The 15695-nt window shown below is 59.7% G+C and carries 16 protein-coding genes; 5 read left to right on the top strand and 11 right to left on the bottom strand.

Going from position 1 to position 15695, the window contains the following annotated elements; all coding sequences use genetic code 11:
* Window positions 1–49: 49 nt before the first annotated feature.
* Window positions 50–1051 (bottom strand): extracellular solute-binding protein, encoded by a 1002-nt coding sequence (locus tag FFH21_RS00905; protein ID WP_011167399.1) that lies wholly within the window; start codon window positions 1049–1051, stop codon window positions 50–52.
* 109 nt (window positions 1052–1160) lie between these two features.
* Complete coding sequence (locus tag FFH21_RS00900; RefSeq protein WP_005778512.1) at window positions 1161–1868, bottom strand: Crp/Fnr family transcriptional regulator; 708 nt, start codon at window positions 1866–1868, stop codon at window positions 1161–1163.
* Window positions 1869–1949: 81 nt separating this feature from the next.
* On the opposite strand from FFH21_RS00900, the gene FFH21_RS00895 reads away from it, so the two are divergent.
* Complete coding sequence (locus FFH21_RS00895) at window positions 1950–2474, top strand: DUF962 domain-containing protein (RefSeq protein ID WP_011167398.1); 525 nt, start codon at window positions 1950–1952, stop codon at window positions 2472–2474.
* Between the two features lie 27 nt (window positions 2475–2501).
* Here FFH21_RS00895 and FFH21_RS00890 read toward each other — a convergent pair whose 3' ends face one another.
* From FFH21_RS00890 to dadA, 6 genes are all read right to left on the bottom strand, one after another.
* Window positions 2502–4442: an acetyl-CoA hydrolase/transferase C-terminal domain-containing protein gene (locus FFH21_RS00890; RefSeq protein ID WP_004655311.1), complete on the bottom strand. Its 1941-nt coding sequence runs from the start codon at window positions 4440–4442 to the stop codon at window positions 2502–2504.
* A 114-nt stretch (window positions 4443–4556) separates the two neighbouring features.
* Complete coding sequence (locus FFH21_RS00885; RefSeq protein WP_011167395.1) at window positions 4557–4880, bottom strand: cytochrome c5 family protein; 324 nt, start codon at window positions 4878–4880, stop codon at window positions 4557–4559.
* 24 nt (window positions 4881–4904) lie between these two features.
* Window positions 4905–5453 (bottom strand): cupin domain-containing protein, encoded by a 549-nt coding sequence (locus FFH21_RS00880; RefSeq protein ID WP_004655316.1) that lies wholly within the window; start codon window positions 5451–5453, stop codon window positions 4905–4907.
* Between the two features lie 124 nt (window positions 5454–5577).
* Entirely contained in the window at window positions 5578–6651 is a 1074-nt protein-coding gene (gene alr, locus FFH21_RS00875; RefSeq protein ID WP_011167394.1) for an alanine racemase, read from the bottom strand.
* An 88-nt stretch (window positions 6652–6739) separates the two neighbouring features.
* Window positions 6740–7093, bottom strand: a complete 354-nt coding sequence (locus FFH21_RS00870; RefSeq protein WP_002551525.1) for a RidA family protein — start codon at window positions 7091–7093, stop codon at window positions 6740–6742.
* Window positions 7065–8366 (bottom strand): D-amino acid dehydrogenase, encoded by a 1302-nt coding sequence (gene dadA, locus FFH21_RS00865; RefSeq protein ID WP_004655320.1) that lies wholly within the window; start codon window positions 8364–8366, stop codon window positions 7065–7067. The genes FFH21_RS00870 and dadA overlap by 29 nt, the downstream gene beginning before the upstream one ends.
* Before the next feature lie 157 nt (window positions 8367–8523).
* On the opposite strand from dadA, the gene FFH21_RS00860 reads away from it, so the two are divergent.
* Window positions 8524–9012, top strand: a complete 489-nt coding sequence (locus FFH21_RS00860) for an Lrp/AsnC ligand binding domain-containing protein (RefSeq protein WP_004655323.1) — start codon at window positions 8524–8526, stop codon at window positions 9010–9012.
* 5 nt (window positions 9013–9017) lie between these two features.
* Here FFH21_RS00860 and FFH21_RS00855 read toward each other — a convergent pair whose 3' ends face one another.
* Complete coding sequence (locus tag FFH21_RS00855; RefSeq protein WP_004655325.1) at window positions 9018–9371, bottom strand: YkgJ family cysteine cluster protein; 354 nt, start codon at window positions 9369–9371, stop codon at window positions 9018–9020.
* Window positions 9372–9476: 105 nt separating this feature from the next.
* Between FFH21_RS00855 and FFH21_RS00850 the strand changes: the two genes are divergently transcribed.
* The gene (locus FFH21_RS00850) at window positions 9477–10793 is read left to right on the top strand and encodes an FAD-binding oxidoreductase (RefSeq protein ID WP_011167392.1); all 1317 of its coding nucleotides are present in this window, start codon (window positions 9477–9479) and stop codon (window positions 10791–10793) included.
* 5 nt (window positions 10794–10798) lie between these two features.
* Here the strand turns inward: FFH21_RS00850 and FFH21_RS00845 are convergent, their stop codons facing one another.
* Window positions 10799–11050, bottom strand: a complete 252-nt coding sequence (locus FFH21_RS00845) for a DUF1127 domain-containing protein (RefSeq protein WP_004655331.1) — start codon at window positions 11048–11050, stop codon at window positions 10799–10801.
* Window positions 11051–11225: 175 nt separating this feature from the next.
* Here FFH21_RS00845 and FFH21_RS00840 point away from each other — a divergent pair, with 175 nt between their 5' ends.
* Both FFH21_RS00840 and FFH21_RS00835 read left to right on the top strand, forming a co-directional pair.
* The gene (locus tag FFH21_RS00840; RefSeq protein ID WP_011167390.1) at window positions 11226–12647 is read left to right on the top strand and encodes a PLP-dependent aminotransferase family protein; all 1422 of its coding nucleotides are present in this window, start codon (window positions 11226–11228) and stop codon (window positions 12645–12647) included.
* Between the two features lie 72 nt (window positions 12648–12719).
* Window positions 12720–14300: a phospholipase D family protein gene (locus FFH21_RS00835; protein WP_011167389.1), complete on the top strand. Its 1581-nt coding sequence runs from the start codon at window positions 12720–12722 to the stop codon at window positions 14298–14300.
* Here FFH21_RS00835 and FFH21_RS00830 read toward each other — a convergent pair.
* Complete coding sequence (locus FFH21_RS00830) at window positions 14297–15445, bottom strand: MFS transporter (protein WP_004666555.1); 1149 nt, start codon at window positions 15443–15445, stop codon at window positions 14297–14299. The genes FFH21_RS00835 and FFH21_RS00830 overlap by 4 nt on opposite strands.
* Window positions 15446–15695 lie beyond the last annotated feature (250 nt).

Genomic DNA, 15695 nt, shown 5'->3' with positions numbered 1-15695 from the left:
TGTAATGAGCGCGAAGCGTATCAACGAGAGTCAGGCGGTGCGTATTAAATCAATTCCAGCCCGCGCGATCCATCATGCGGATCGCTTCTGCCTGACGCTTGCCTGCCACTTCGACCGGAATGGTGTCGGCCTTGAACTGGCCCCAGCTCGCCACTTCTTCTGACGGCGCCACGTTCGGGTTGGCCGGGAACTCCTGATTGACGCTGGAGAAGATCTTCTGTGCATCGGGACCGGTCATCCACTCGACCAGCGCCTTGGCAGCCTCAGGGTGCGGTGCGTACTTGGTCAGGCCGATACCCGACAGGTTTACGTGTACACCCCGGTCCGCCTGATTCGGCCAGAACAGCTTCACCGCCAGGTCAGGTTTTTCCTTGTGCAGGCGACCGTAATAGTAGGAATTGACGATGCCCACATCGCACTGCCCGGCGTTGATCGCCTCAAGCACTGCGATGTCGTCGGAAAAAACATCGGTGGAAAGGTTGTTCACCCATCCCTTGAGGATTTTCTCGGACGCTTCGGTGCCATGGGTTTCGATCAATGTGGCGGTCAGCGACTGGTTGTAGACCTTCTTCGCGGTGCGCAGGCACAGGCGCCCTTCCCAGTTCTTGTCGGCCAGCGCTTCATACGTGGTCAGCTCGACAGGTTTCACCCGGTCAGTGGAGTAGGCGATGGTTCGTGCGCGAAGGCTCAGGCCGGTCCACCCGTGAGTGGATGAGCGGTATTGCGGCGGAATGTTGGCTTCTATCACCGGTGAGGTGAATGGCTGCAGAATGCCCATCTGTTCGGCTTGCCAGAGGTTACCGGCATCGACCGTCAGCAACAGGTCGGCAGTGGCATTCTCGCCCTCGGCCTTGATGCGCTGCATCAATGGCGCTTCCTTGTCGGTGATGAACTTTATCTTCACCCCGGTCTTGGCCGTATATGCATCGAACACCGGCTTGATCAACTCGTCGATCCGGGACGAATACACCACCACTTCATCGGTAGCCTGAACGGTACTGCCCAGTAAAGTCAGTGTCAGAGCAGCCAGAAGACGCTTGCTTGCCTGCATCGGGGTATCTCGCGTTCGCAAATGAGGCGAAATGGTAGTGAATCCCATTTGCTATCTCAATCGAAGAGGCAGCGGAGCCGTTACCGGATGTTTCTGGCTGACAGCCTGATCAGCAAACGGCCCTGGCTTTGGAAAAGTTCGCAACCCTGCGCAGCTTGTCCACATCGAACACTTCCAGCTGCCCTTCTCCCAGGCGCACGATCTTGCGCTCATGCAGATCCTGAAGCACTTCCAGCAAGGCCGGCGGGGAAAGCGCGAGGCACTCCACGGCCTGAATGTCCTCCAGCACAATCAGGCGGCGTGCATGGCTCAACGGGCCATAACCCTCACTGAGCATCAACAGACGCCATGCGACCCTCGCTCTGGGAGGCAGTCGGCGCATTTTCTCGGGGTTCTGCAGCGGCAAACCGATTTTCTGGCTGAGTAACGCGGCAAACCAGCGCCAATATTCCGGGTGCCTGTCGAGCAACTCGAGCAGAAATTGCTGAGGGACATGCAGAAAGATACTTTGCTCCAGTGAGCAGACCTCGAAACGGCGCGGCAACCCGTCGAACAGCGACACTTCGCCAAACCACATAGGCGCACGCATCGGCTCCACACCCGAAAGCCGCTGCTCATGGGCAGCGCCGATACGCACACAGCCCTCCAGCAACACATAAAGACCGCAAGGCAGATCGCCTTTCTCGAACAGCGTCCTGCCAGGCGTCCTGCGCTGCTGGCGAGCAGCGTCCAGCAGGCTATCCTGCAAACCGGCAGGTAAATGAGAAAACCAGTAATCGGATAGCAGTCGTGACCGCCACGACACTCCATTTGTCATTTTTGCTCCCTTTTATTTCAGGCATGCGTGTTGTACAACAATCCTGGCTCAAGCCGATCATCGTCTCAGGCAGGAATAATAATGAAAACCCTTGTCGATCATCTCAGCCAATACGCTGCGTATCACCGTGATTCACGCAATATCGTGACGCACTTCGTGGGCATTCCATTGATTGTACTGGCCGTGGCGGTACTTCTGTCGCGTCCGGGCTGGGCTGTAAGCGGCTTGTGGGTTTCGCCCGCGGCCCTGCTTGCTCTGGGTTCGACGATTTTCTATCTGCGGCTGGATCGTGCACTGGGCGTGGTCATGGCAGTGCTGCTGGCACTGTGCATCTGGGCCGGGGCCAACCTTGCGCAACAGGCGACCATGGTCTGGCTGAGCGCGGGCGTCGGGCTCTTTGTGATCGGCTGGATCATCCAGTTCATCGGCCATTACTACGAAGGGCGCAAACCGGCGTTTATCGATGACGTGACCGGCCTGATCATCGGCCCGCTGTTCGTGATCGCGGAGCTGGCGTTCCTGATGGGCCTGCGCAAACCGCTGCAACACGCCATCGAAGAACGCTCCGGCCCGGAGGGGCGCAATACCCGCAAGGCTGCGATTTAGCGACCGTTAACGATCAGTCTCCGCGCCTTAGCTCGTCAGTCCGCTGGTCCCGCTGGTGTTGTGCAGCCCGGCCAGCAGCAGCCGCTGATACAACTCTTCGCGCAAGCCCTGAGGCTGGTCGAGTTGCATTCGTTGCAAGTGCTCCGGGAAGGCTTCGGGGTCGGGAGCGTCCAAAGTGGCCTTGCCCAACTCGAGGATTTCGGTGAGTTTGAGCTTGCTCTTCAGCCAGTTCAGCGCACGCATCAGGTCGCGCTCTTCACCTGTAAAATCGCATCCCAGTGGGTATTCAGTAAACAGCGACGGATAGCGCGATGCCGTGTCCTTGAGGCGTTTCGGGGTGTTTTCTGTGAAGCGTGGATCAAGGCGGAATTCCTTGGGCAGCTTTCCGGCCTTTTGCGCCTGCTCGATCAAGCCGGGCTGAAAGCGCGAGTCAGTGATGTTGAGGATGCGCTCGATCACCGTGGCGTCGGTCTGACCACGCAGATCGGCGATGCCGTATTCGGTCACGACAATATCGCGCAGGTGCCGGGGGATCGTGGTGTGGCCGTACTGCCAGACGATATTGGAGCTGACCTCGCCACCTGACTCACGCCAGCTGCGCAGCATCAGGATCGAACGAGCGCCCTCCAGGGCGTGAGCCTGCGCCACAAAGTTGTATTGGCCACCCACACCGCTGAGCACTCGGCCATCTTCCAATTGATCGGCCACGGCTGCGCCCATCAGGGTGACGGTGAACGCACTGTTGATGAAGCGCGCATCGCGGCGTTGCAGGCGTTTGAGTTCTTCCTGACCGTAAAGCTCGTTGATATAGCTGATGGCAGTCATGTTGAACTGCGCCAGTCGCTCGGCGGGCAGCTCGCGCAATCGCTCGTAGAAACTGCTCGGACCGAGGAAAAAACCGCCGTGCACCACCACGCCATCAGGATGGGCGTCTTCATCCAGAGTGCCCAGGTTGGCCAGCCGTTGCAGCTCTGCGTCGGCATACACCTTGCGTCGCACGATCCCGGCATCGGCCAGTACCAAAAGACCGTTGACGAACATTTCGCTGCAACCGTAAAGGCCGCTGGCGAACGGCTGAACGCCGCCTTCGCGGTCGATCAGGGTCTGCCAGTTACTCATGTTCAACTCAGCCAGCAGACTGCGCCAGGTTTCATTGTCGGCTTGCCTGGCCAGCAGTGCGCCGGTCAGCGCATCGCCCATCGAGCCGATGCCGATCTGTAGCGTGCCGCCGTCGCGCACCAGTGTACTGGCATGCAGACCAATCAAATGGTCTTGATAACCCACCGGCATGTTCGGGGTGGAAAACAGCGTACTGCGCTCATCTTCGTTGATCAGCAGGTCAAACGCTTCGACATCCAGCTCCGAGTCGCCCGGCATGTAAGGAAGGTCGGCGTGGACCTGACCCAGCATGAGGATGGTTTCTCCGGCGGCGCGGCGTTTGGCGATCATGGGCAGCAGGTCGAGGGTCACATCCGGGTTGCAACTCAGGCTCAGCTTGCCAAGGTGCTGATCGTCACGGGCCACCAGTTGCGCGACCAGATTCAGGCCGTTGGCATTGATATCGCGGGCGGCATGACTGTAATTGCTGCTGACGTAGTCTTGCTGGGCTGACTCGCTGTTCAGCAGGCTGCCCGGCTGCATGAAGAATTGCTGCACGCGAATGTTGTGTGGAAGTTTGTCGCGACGCAGCGCAGCTAGAAACTCCAGCTCCGGATAGTCACCGAAGACCCGCTCCAGAAACGGTTCCAGAAACCGCGCCTGCAAACCCTCTCCCGGCGTTGGCCGCCCGAGTGTCAGCGCGGTGTAGATCGTCAGCCGTCGCTCGGGCAACTGGCTGATGCGCTGGTACAGCGCATTGACGAACCGATTGGGCTTACCCAGCCCGAGCGGCATGCCGAGGTGAATATGCTCGGGCAACTGCGCCAGAACGTGATCGACAGCGTGCTCGATGGAACAGGAATACGGCATCCCAGCTCTCCTGAATTGTTATTGGTGCAGCTTGGACCGGTGGCAATCTGAAATTGCTGCATGCTCGCTGCGCAACTATCGTTCCCACGCGCCAGCGTGAGAACGGAGTGCACCTCACTTCAGCCCGGATATGCTCTGAATGGCGCTCTTCAGTTCGTCGTCAGTGCAATCGCCGCAGGTGCCTTTCGGCGGCATGATGCCAATGCCTTTGATGGTGCTGGCCAGCAGGCCGTCAAGGCCGCCTTTTTGTCTGGCCCGTTCTTCCCAGGCGGCCGTGTCACCAGTTTTCGGCGCATTGAGCAGACCGACGCTGTGACACGCGACGCAATGGGCGGCGATGATGTCGTCAGGGGCTCGGGCGGTATCGGCGGCTTGCACATTGAACACCCACAACGTCAGAACGCCTGCGGTGCTCAGAATCTTCCGGGTCAGCTTCACGCGTCACTCACTGAAAGGGGCGGGTCAGAAATTGGCTGGCGTTGCCGCACTGATCAATCGTGCCGGTACGTCGAACGGGTTGCGGAAGCGATGCGGCCGGGTGCTTTCAAAATAATAGCTGTCACCGGCCTCCAGCACGTAGGTGTCGAGACCCACTACCAGCTCCAGTCGCCCCTCGACGAGAATTCCGGTTTCTTCACCGTCGTGGACGAGCATTTCTTCACCGGTATCGGCACCCGGCGGGTAGGTTTCGGTAAGAAAGGCGATGGCACGGCCCTGGTGCGACTTGCCGACCAGCTTCATGGTCACGGCACCGTCCGAGATATCAATCAACTCGCTGGCCTTGTACACCACCTGCGCTGCGTTTTCCGGAACGGTTTCTTCCGAGAAAAACTCGACCATGGACATGGGAATGCCGCCGAGCACTTTGCGCAGCGAGCTGATCGAAGGGCTTACGCTGTTTTTTTCGATCATGGAGATGGTGCTGTTGGTCACGCCTGCGCGCTTGGCGAGTTCACGCTGGGACAGGCCCTTGAGCTTGCGGATCGATTGCAGTCGTTCACCCACGTCCAATGCGATATTCCCCCAGGTTTTGTCAGGTCCAGTCGAGATGAACGCCATCATGGCAACAGCGTTCAATATTTACAACGCTTCGACAGACACCAGGCATACAGCGGCCTGACGGACAAGGGCTCGATCAGTCTTGGGAATAGATACGCGGAACGCGACGCAGATTGCAGAAGATTTCGTAGGGAATCGTTTCTGCCCGTGTGGCCACTTCACTGGCGAGCACGTGCTTGCCCCATAACTCGACCCGGCTGCCAAGCCCGGCCTGCGGTACGCCGGTCAAGTCTACGCAAAGCATGTCCATGGACACTCGCCCGAGCAGCCGGGAGGGCTGACCGTCGATCTGCACAGGCGTGCCGGTCGGCGCATGACGCGGATAGCCGTCGGCGTACCCCATCGCCACCACGCCAATACGCAATGGCCGATCACAGACAAACGTCGCGCCATAGCCCACGGCTTCACCGGCAGGCAGTTCACGCACGCTGATGATCTTCGATTCCAGGGTCATGACCGGTTGCAGGCGGTCAGCCAGCGGGTGCGCCTGACCAAACGGCGTAGCGCCGTAGAGCATGATGCCGGGGCGCGACCAGTCGCTTGGAATATGCGGCCAGCCCAGAACGGCCGGGGAGTTTTTCAGGCTGATTTCTGCGGCCAGGCCTTTGCGAAAGCTCTCGAATACAGCGAACTGTTCATCACTGCATCCACTGTTCAGTTCATCGGCGCGGGCGAAGTGGCTCATCAGGACGATTCTGGCCACTTTGCCGGTTACCAGCAGGCGTTGATAGGCGGCCTGATATTCATGCGGGTACAGGCCGACGCGGTGCATGCCCGTGTCAATCTTGAGCCAGACCGTTAAAGGTTTGGCAAGCTGCGCCTGCTCGATGGCCTCCAGCTGCCAGGTCGAATGCACGACCGTCCAGAAGTTGTGCTCGACAATCAGCGCCAGTTCATCGGCTTCGAAAAAACCTTCAAGCAGCAGAACAGGTGCGCGGATGCCTGCCGCGCGTAGCTCGAGCGCTTCTTCGATGCAGGCCACTGCGAAACCGTCGGCCTGGGCTTCCAGTGCCTGGGCGACGCGTACCGCACCGTGACCATAGGCATCGGCCTTGATCACCGCGAGCGCTTTGCCGCCGCGGTGTTCACGAGCCAGTTGGTAGTTGTGACGCAGTGCCTGAAGATCAATTAAGGCGCGGGCTGGACGCATGATGACGTTTCTTGCCTGAAGGGTGAAAAGGGTCAGAAAAACCCCGACGCAGAGATGCGTCGGGCACAACAGTATGAAGACAGCAGACTCAAGGCAGCGCGGCGACAACCGACAGTTCGACGAGGATTTCCGGCTCGCACAGCTTGGCCTCGACGGTTGCACGCGCAGGCGCGACACCCTTGGGCAGCCATTTGTCCCAGACGCTGTTCATGCCGGCAAAATGAGCATCGATGTCTTTCAGATAGATCGTGACCGACAGAATGCGAGTCTTGTCAGTGCCGGCCAGGTCGAGCAGGCGCTCGATACTGTTCAAAACCTCGCGGGTCTGTTGCTCGACACCTGCAGTCATGTCATCGCCGACCTGGCCCGACAGATAGACGGTGCCGTTGTGGACAACGACCTGACTCATGCGCTCATTGGTGAGCTGGCGCTGGATTGACATGCTGTGCATTCTCCTGAGTGTTGCCGTAACGAGAGATATCGAGGCCTTCGGCACTGATACGGGGTGTCTTGCGGGCAATGAGGTCTGCCAGCAAGCGACCGGAACCACACGCCATCGTCCAGCCCAATGTGCCATGGCCGGTATTGAGGAACAGGTTGCGGAACGGTGTTGCACCCACAATCGGTGTGCCATCGGGAGTGGTCGGACGCAACCCGGTCCAGAAACTGGCCTGGGTCAGGTCGCCACCCTGAGGATAGAGGTCACCGACGATCATCTCCAGTGTTTCGCGTCGACGAGGATTGAGCGACAGGTCGAAACCGGCGATTTCCGCCATGCCGCCGACCCGGATGCGGTTGTCGAAGCGGGTGATGGCGACCTTGTAGGTTTCATCGAGAATGGTCGAGGTCGGAGCCATGGCCGGGTTAGTGATCGGCACCGTCAGCGAATAACCCTTCAGCGGGTAAACCGGAGCCTTGATACCCAGCGGTTTGAGCAGTTGCGGAGAATAGCTGCCCAGCGCCAGCACGTAGCGGTCGGCTGTTTCCAGCTTACCGTCGATCCACACACCATTGATGCGGTCGCCAGCGTGGTCGAGGCGCTCGATGTTCTGTCCGTAGCGGAACTCGACACCCAGCTCTACGGCCATTTCTGCAAGGCGCGTGGTGAACAACTGGCAATCGCCGGTCTGGTCATTCGGCAAGCGCAGTGCACCGCTGAGAATGCCGGTCACACCGGCCAGTGCGGGCTCGACACGGGCGATGCCGTCGCGATCGAGCAGCTCGTACGGAACACCGGACTGCTCGAGCACGGCAATATCCTTGGCAGCGTTGTCCAGTTGCGCCTGAGTGCGGAACAGCTGAGTAGTACCCAGGCTGCGCCCTTCGTAGGCAATACCTGTTTCCAGGCGCAGTTCATCGAGACAATCGCGGCTGTATTCGGACAGGCGCACCATGCGCTCTTTATTCACGGTATAGCGGCTGGCGGTGCAGTTGCGCAGCATTTGCGCCATCCACAGGTATTGATCGATATCTGCCGTGGCCTTGATCGCCAATGGCGCGTGGCGCTGCAGCAACCACTTGATCGCCTTCAGCGGAACACCCGGCGCGGCCCATGGCGAGGCATAGCCTGGCGAGACCTGGCCGGCATTGGCAAAGCTGGTCTCCATGGCGGCGGCTGGCTGGCGGTCTACCACGGTCACCTGAAAACCGGCACGCGCCAGATAATAAGCACTGGTTGTACCGATTACACCACTTCCAAGGACCAGAACGCGCATGTAGATGACCTCATCGCGGATATCCGCTGACGTTTTGAAGTTTTAAGCAAGAATGTGCGCAGTATATTGAGCAATGGGCAGTGCTTCTCACTGTATAAACATCTATATTTGGCGTTTATTCCCGGCGATAAACGCTTTGGTAGAGGGGAAATAACCCATGCGCACTCAACACCAGTCAAATCGTGAACTGGACAAGATCGACCGCAATATCCTGCGCATCCTCCAGGCAGATGGGCGTATCTCGTTTACCGAACTGGGCGAGCGCGTCGGCCTCTCGACCACTCCGTGTACCGAGCGGGTTCGCAGGCTGGAACGCGAGGGCATCATCATGGGCTACAACGCCCGCCTGAACCCGCAAAGCCTGAAGGCCAGCCTGCTGGTGTTTGTGGAAATCAGTCTGGACTACAAGTCTGGCGACACCTTCGAGGAGTTCCGCCGTGCCGTGTTGAAGCTTCCGCATGTGCTGGAGTGCCACTTGGTATCAGGCGACTTTGACTATCTGGTCAAGGCGCGCATTTCCGAGATGGCGTCCTACCGCAAACTGCTGGGCGATATCCTGCTCAAGCTGCCGCACGTGCGTGAGTCCAAGAGCTATATCGTGATGGAAGAAGTGAAAGAGAGCCTGAACCTGCCGATTGCCGACTGATTGCGCTAGACCAGCACTTGTCGGGTGGAAGCCATATATTCGTGTATCTGCTTCTCTACCCGCGGGTGAATCAGTTCGACCGGGCGACGGCCATTCGGGCATGGCAGGCTGTCGGTGGTGCCAAACAGGCGGCAGATCAACGGGCGTTCGTCATACACGGTGCAGCCCTGCGGGCCAAGGTGCACGCAATTGAGCTCATCGAGCGCGGCGTCCTGTTCGGCGGCAGTCTTGCGCGGCAGGCGCGACATTTCTTCGGGCGACGTGGTAACCGGGCCGCAGCAGTCGTGGCAGCCAGGTACACACTCGAACGAGGGAATCTGGCGGCGCAGATCACTTATTTTCTGACGGTTGCAGCTCATTGAATCAACCATTCCTACACAATGCGCTGAGTTTGCCCCAGTTGGCAGGCTCATGACAGCGGCTTATCCTCCCCACACGCAAACCGCCACCGACAGGACCCGCTCATGAACGCCCGCGTTCAGCACCCGACTCTTCACGACGACCAGCATGTTGCCTCCTACTACGCCGCCAGCAGCCATCCGCAACCGGATTACCCTGCGCTGCAAGGCGAGGTGAAGGTTGATGTGTGCGTGGTGGGCGGCGGATTTTCCGGCCTCAACACCGCCATCGAACTGGCCGAGCGCGGGCTGAGTGTCGCGTTGCTTGAGGCACGCAGGATTGGCTGGGGTGCCAGCGGACGCAATGGCGGCCAGCTGATTCGCGGGGTCGGCCACGGTGTCGAGCAGTTCGCCAATGTCATCGGCAGCGAGGGTGTGCGGCAGCTGAAGCTGCTGGGCATTGAGGCGGTCAATATCGTGCGTCAGCGCATCGAGCGGCACGCTATCGATTGCGACCTGAAATGGGGTTATTGCGACCTGGCCAACAAGCCGCGCGACCTGCACAGCCTTGCCGAAGATGCCGATGAACTGCGCAGCCTGGGTTACCGTCATGAGCTTAAGTTGCTGCAAGCCGATCAGATGCGCAGTGTCGTAGGCTCCGACCGTTACGTCGGCGGTTTGATCGACATGGGTTCCGGACATCTGCACCCGTTGAATCTGGCTTTGGGAGAAGCTGCCGTAGCGCAGTCATTGGGCGTTCGGTTGTTCGAACATTCTGCAGTGACGAGAATCGACTACGGCCCGCAGGTCAAAGTGCATACGGCTCAGGGGGCGGTGCTGGCGAAAACGCTGGTGCTGGGCTGCAACGCTTACCTCAACGATCTGAATCCGGAAATAAGCGGCAAGGTATTGCCCGCGGGCAGTTACATCATCGCGACCGAACCCTTGAGCGAGGCTCAGGCCCGGGAAGTGTTGCCGCAGGACATGGCGGTCTGTGATCAGCGCGTGACTGTAGATTACTACCGGCTGTCAGCGGATCGGCGTTTGCTGTTCGGGGGCGCCTGTCACTATTCGGGCCGCGACCCACGGGACATCGCCGCTTACATGCGGCCGAAGATGCTCGATGTGTTTGCGCAACTGGCTTCAGTGAAGATCGATTACCAGTGGGGTGGGATGATCGGCATCGGTGCCAATCGCCTGCCGCAAATTGGCCAGCTCAAGCAGCACCCCAACGTGTTTTATGCTCAGGCTTACTCGGGGCATGGTCTGAACGCGACACATCTTGCAGGTCGCTTGCTGGCCGAAGCCATCGCCGGGCAACACAGCGATGGCTTCGAGTTATTCGCCAAAGTGCCACACATGACCTTTCCGGGCGGTAAACACTTGCGCTCGCCGTTACTGGCATTGGGCATGCTCTGGCACCGGCTCAAAGAGCTGCGCTGAAAGGCTCAGGGCCTCCAGAACGGTTTCATCGCTTCGACCCGCGCCTGCTGGAAATCCAGCCCGATGTCGCGCAACTGATCGTCCGTCAGCTCCAGCAAGGTGCGGCGAGAGGCCCAGCGGTGACGATACAGCGCCCAGCGACCCATGCCCGCCAACAGATCGGCCTTGTTTGAGCGGACCGTTCTGACCGCAGTTGGCCGATAGTCATTCAATTCCTGGCTGTGAAGCGCAAGGCGTACATCGCTGAACCCGTTCATTTCCGTTTCCCTCATCCTGGGTGGGTGTGGGTCTATGATGAAACGAACGGCCAAACCATTACAGATTCAAAAACAGGTTATATTTTCCATACAGATGAGGCGAAAACAGCACTGAATGCTATATTTTTGCCCAATCTGTATTGCTATACCACGCTCACCATCCTGAGAGTACGTCATGACGCTTTACGTCAACCTCGCCGAACTGCTCGGCTCGCGGATCGAAAACGGCTTCTACCGCCCTGGCGACCGCCTGCCATCGGTGCGCGCGTTAAGTGTCGAACATGGCGTCAGCCTGAGCACCGTGCAGCAAGCGTATCGGGTGCTGGAGGACAACGGCCTGGCAGCGCCGAAACCCAAATCCGGCTATTTCGTATCGGTCAGTCGAGCGGCACCTGCACTGCCTGCTGTCGGGCGACCCGTCCAGCGGCCTGTGGATATCTCTCAATGGGATCAGGTGCTGGACCTGATTCGGGTGGCACCTCTCGAAGCGGTCACGCAACTGGGGCGCGGCATGCCCGATGCCACCAGCCCTACCCTGAAACCGTTGATGCGTGCGCTGAGTCAGTTGAGTCGCCACCAAGACATGCCGGGACTGTATTACGACAACATCTACGGCGTGCGCAGGCTGCGTGAGCAAATCGCCCGGCTGATGCTCGACTCGGGCTGCAACCTGACCGCCAATGACCAGATCGTCACCAATGGCTGCCATGAAGCGCTGTCAGCGAGCGTCCGTGCCATTTGCTCGCCGGGTGACATCGTTGCGGTGGACTCGCCCAGTTTCTTCGGCGCCATGCAGACGCTCAAGGGTGTGGGCATGAAGGCCCTCGAAATCCCCACCGACCCATTGACCGGCATTAGCCTCGAGGCGCTGGAACTGGCCCTTGAGCAATGGCCGATCAAGGTCATTCAGCTGACGCCCAATTGCAACAACCCGCTGGGTTACGTCATGCCCGAAGCCCGCAAACGTGCGTTGCTGACGCTGGCGCAACGTTTCGATGTGGCGATCATCGAGGACGATGTGTATGGCGATCTTGCTTACAACTACCCTCGCCCGCGCACCATCAAATCCTTCGATGAAGACGGTCGTGTCCTGCTGTGCAGCTCGTTTTCCAAGACCCTGGCACCCGGCCTGCGGATTGGCTGGGTAGCGCCGGGGCGGTATCTGGAGCAGGTGCTGCACATGAAATACATCGGCACCGGCTCGACTGCACCGCAGCCCCAGTTGGCCATCGCCGACTTCATCGAAGGCGGCCATTACGAGCCGCATGTACGGCGCATGAGAACCCAATACCAGCGCAGTCGCGACCAGATGATCGACTGGGTGATGCGCTACTTTCCCGAAGGCACCCGCGCCAGCCGCCCGCAAGGCGGTTTCATGCTGTGGGTGGAACTGGCCGAAGGCTTCGACACGCTGCGCCTGAACCGCGCGCTGTTGGACAAGGGTGTACAGATCGCGGTGGGCAGTATTTTTTCCGCCTCGGGCAAGTACCGTAACTGCATGCGCATGAACTTCGCGGCCAAACCGAGCCGCGAAATCGAGAACGCTGTGCGTATCGTGGGCGAGACAATTGCACTACTGAATGCGCAAACTGACTGACGCTGGCAAATCTTTCCCGGTTTTTCGGGTCATAACGCCAAGTCGAGCCATGTACAGACGCGGAAGATCAATTTGAATAACTCATGGGCCTTGCCCTTTTGCCTGCTGGTTGCACTGTGCGTCAGCGGTTGCGCACATCAGCAACTTGCCAGCGAGCCAAGCCAGGCCATGCCGCCCTCGAGTTCTGCTTTCGGCCGCTCTATTCAAGCCATGGCGATGCCCCACGACGGGCGTTCCGGCTTTCGCCTGCTGCCCGACAGCAGCGATGCATTCAAGGCGCGCGCCGAGCTGATCCGTAACGCCAAAAGCAGCCTCGACCTGCAGTATTACATCGTCCATGACGGCCTGAGCACGCGCGCTCTGATCGACGAACTGCTCAAAGCGGCAGACCGTGGCGTGCGGGTGCGCATCCTGCTGGACGACACCACCAGCGACGGGCTGGATCAGGCCATCGCCACCCTCGCCGCGCACCCGAACATTCAGATTCGCCTGTTCAACCCGCAAAATCTGGGGCGCGAGACCGGCATCACGCGCAGCCTGGGGCGTTTGATGAACCTGTCGCGTCAGCACCGGCGCATGCACAACAAACTGTGGCTGGCCGACGGCAGTGTGGCCATCGTTGGCGGGCGCAATCTGGGCGATGAATACTTCGACGCCGAGCCGAACCTGAACTTCACCGATATCGACATGCTAAGCGTGGGACCGGTCGCCGAACAGCTCGGCCACAGCTTCGATCAATACTGGAACAGCACGCTCAGCAAGCCCATTGATGCGTTCATGTACTTCCTGCCCGACGGTGAGGATCTGGCCCAGGCGCGGCAGCGACTGGACGATTCACTGGAGCAGGCGCATCAGCAACACAAGGCTCTGTATGAGCGATTGATGGCCTACAAGACTCAGCCACGCATGAAGACCTGGCTCAACGAGCTGGTCTGGGCGCACAACCAGGCATTGTGGGACGCGCCGACCAAGGTACTGGCGCAGGGAGACCCGGATCCGCACCTGCTACTGACCACGCAACTGGCCCCCGAGCTGCTGAACACTCGCAAGGAACTGATGCTGATTTCGGCGTACTTTGTACCGGGTCAGGAAGGTTTGCTGTACCTGACCGGCCGTGCCGATGCCGGCGTCAACGTCAGCCTGCTGACCAATTCACTGGAAGCCACCGACGTTCCTGCCGTGCATGGCGGCTACGCGCCTTACCGCAAGGCGCTGCTGGAGCATGGCGTGAAGCTGTTCGAACTGCGCCGCCAGCCTGGCGATACCGAAACCATGCGCGGCAGCGGCCCGCATTTGTTCAAGAAAAGCAGCTCATTGGCCAGTTCGGAATCAAGCCTGCACAGCAAGGCGATGATCTTCGATCGGCAGAAAGTCTTTGTCGGCTCATTCAATTTTGACCCGCGTTCTGTGCTATGGAACACTGAAGTCGGCGTGCTGGTCGACAGTCCGCAACTGGCCGAAGAGCTGCGCGAACTGACGCTTCAGGGTATGGCTCCCTCGCTCACTTACCAGGCAAAGCTGGAGGATGGCAAAGTGGTGTGGGTGACCGAAGACAATGGCCAGATCCACACGCTGCATACCGAACCCGGTGACTGGTGGCGGCGTTTCAACGCGTGGATGAGCCGTGCCATCGGCCTGGAAAGAATGCTTTAGGCGGGCGCAGCCTGGGCAACCCCGAACGCTCCACGTCGCCTGATCAGAATCAGCAGGCCAAAGGCACCTGCCGCCATCAGCAACGGCAAGGCCTCACCGCTGACCCACTGACTGCCCGCGCCCGCTATCAGGGGCCCGATCAGACAACCGATGCCCCACAGTTGAGCGACATGCGCATTGGCGCGGACCAGTGAATCATCTCGGTAACGCTCGCCGATCAGGATCAGCGACAGGGTAAACAGCCCGCCAGCACTGGCGCCGAACACTGTCCAGAGCGGCCAGATCAGAACGGTATCGATCAGTAACGGCACCAGCAGACTGGACGCCAGCAACAAAACGGCGCATCCGGTAAACATTGCGCGGCGCGAAACGCGATCAGCGAGCATGCCGATCGGCAGCTGCAGTAACGCGTCACCTATCACCACCACACTGACCATGATCAGGGCGACTTCCGGGGTGAACCCGTGGCGTATGCAGTAGAGCGGCAGCAGCGTGAGGATCAAGGCTTCGAATGCAGCGAATAGCGCCACTGCCCAGGCGATAGCGGGCATGCCGCGACAGAAGCCCGCCAGATCAGTGAAGGTCACGTTGCAGGATTCAGTCGATGGCGCACCCGTGCGACCCAGCAGCAGGAACGGAGAGCCGACCAGTAGCAGCACGCCAATCCAGAAGCCGTAGTCGGCCTGAGTGCCGATAACGCCCAGTAACAGCGGGCCAGCCAGTTGGCTCAAGGCGTAAGTGCTGCCATACAGCGCTACCAGCCGTCCGCGCAGACGCTCGATCACCAGTTGGTTGATCCAGCTTTCACCCAGCACGAAGACGATGGTCAGAATCACCCCGAGCGCCAAGCGCAAGACCAGCCAGACTCCGTAATACGGCAGCAGCGCCAGTGCGCCGACCGAAACGGCGCCGCCCCACAGGCACAGGCGCATCAGCTTGGCGGTACCGAAGCGCGCGGCGAGACGACTGGCCAGCGCCGCACCCACCAGCACACCCACCGCAGGCATCGCCGCCATGATGCCAATGGCAAACGAGCCGTAGCCCCAGTCTGCCAGACGCAATGAAACCAGCGGCATGCTGACGCCCATTGCCAGCCCGACGCCCAACACGGACGCCAGCACGGCAAAATAAGTACCCCAACGCATTATCAAGCTCCTGCTGCCCTAACGGCGCAATCAAGACCGGACGCAGAGCGTCCAGAACGGCATGCGACGCGGAGCGTCGCACGATAGTTGAGGTTATCGCTCCTCACGCTCCAGCGTGGGAATGCCGTGCGTGACGCTCCGCGTCACAAATCTGCGCCACGCCGCTAACGCAAGCCAGGACGCGGAGCGTCGCACGATAGTTAAGGTTATCGTTCCTCACGCTCCAGCGTGGGAATGCCTTGCGTGACGC

This window comes from Pseudomonas sp. KBS0707, assembly GCF_005937945.2.
GTDB lineage: Bacteria > Pseudomonadota > Gammaproteobacteria > Pseudomonadales > Pseudomonadaceae > Aquipseudomonas > Aquipseudomonas amygdali.
This window is presented reverse-complemented; position numbering and strand designations above follow the sequence as displayed.

Bases quoted from the DNA above. Each gene is read 5' to 3' on its own strand.
- FFH21_RS00830 (WP_004666555.1), bottom strand. From the start codon at position 15,445: ATGCGTTGGGGTACTTATTTTGCCGTGCTGGCGTCCGTGTTGGGCGTC.
- FFH21_RS00840 (WP_011167390.1), top strand. From the start codon at position 11,226: ATGACGCTTTACGTCAACCTCGCCGAACTGCTCGGCTCGCGGATCGAA.
- FFH21_RS00895 (WP_011167398.1), top strand. From the start codon at position 1,950: ATGAAAACCCTTGTCGATCATCTCAGCCAATACGCTGCGTATCACCGT.
- FFH21_RS00860 (WP_004655323.1), top strand. From the start codon at position 8,524: ATGCGCACTCAACACCAGTCAAATCGTGAACTGGACAAGATCGACCGC.
- FFH21_RS00870 (WP_002551525.1), bottom strand. From the start codon at position 7,093: ATGTCAATCCAGCGCCAGCTCACCAATGAGCGCATGAGTCAGGTCGTT.
- alr (WP_011167394.1), bottom strand. From the start codon at position 6,651: ATGCGTCCAGCCCGCGCCTTAATTGATCTTCAGGCACTGCGTCACAAC.
- FFH21_RS00850 (WP_011167392.1), top strand. From the start codon at position 9,477: ATGAACGCCCGCGTTCAGCACCCGACTCTTCACGACGACCAGCATGTT.
- FFH21_RS00900 (WP_005778512.1), bottom strand. From the start codon at position 1,868: ATGACAAATGGAGTGTCGTGGCGGTCACGACTGCTATCCGATTACTGG.
- FFH21_RS00855 (WP_004655325.1), bottom strand. From the start codon at position 9,371: ATGAGCTGCAACCGTCAGAAAATAAGTGATCTGCGCCGCCAGATTCCC.
- dadA (WP_004655320.1), bottom strand. From the start codon at position 8,366: ATGCGCGTTCTGGTCCTTGGAAGTGGTGTAATCGGTACAACCAGTGCT.
- FFH21_RS00905 (WP_011167399.1), bottom strand. From the start codon at position 1,051: ATGCAGGCAAGCAAGCGTCTTCTGGCTGCTCTGACACTGACTTTACTG.
- FFH21_RS00845 (WP_004655331.1), bottom strand. From the start codon at position 11,050: ATGAACGGGTTCAGCGATGTACGCCTTGCGCTTCACAGCCAGGAATTG.
- FFH21_RS00890 (WP_004655311.1), bottom strand. From the start codon at position 4,442: ATGCCGTATTCCTGTTCCATCGAGCACGCTGTCGATCACGTTCTGGCG.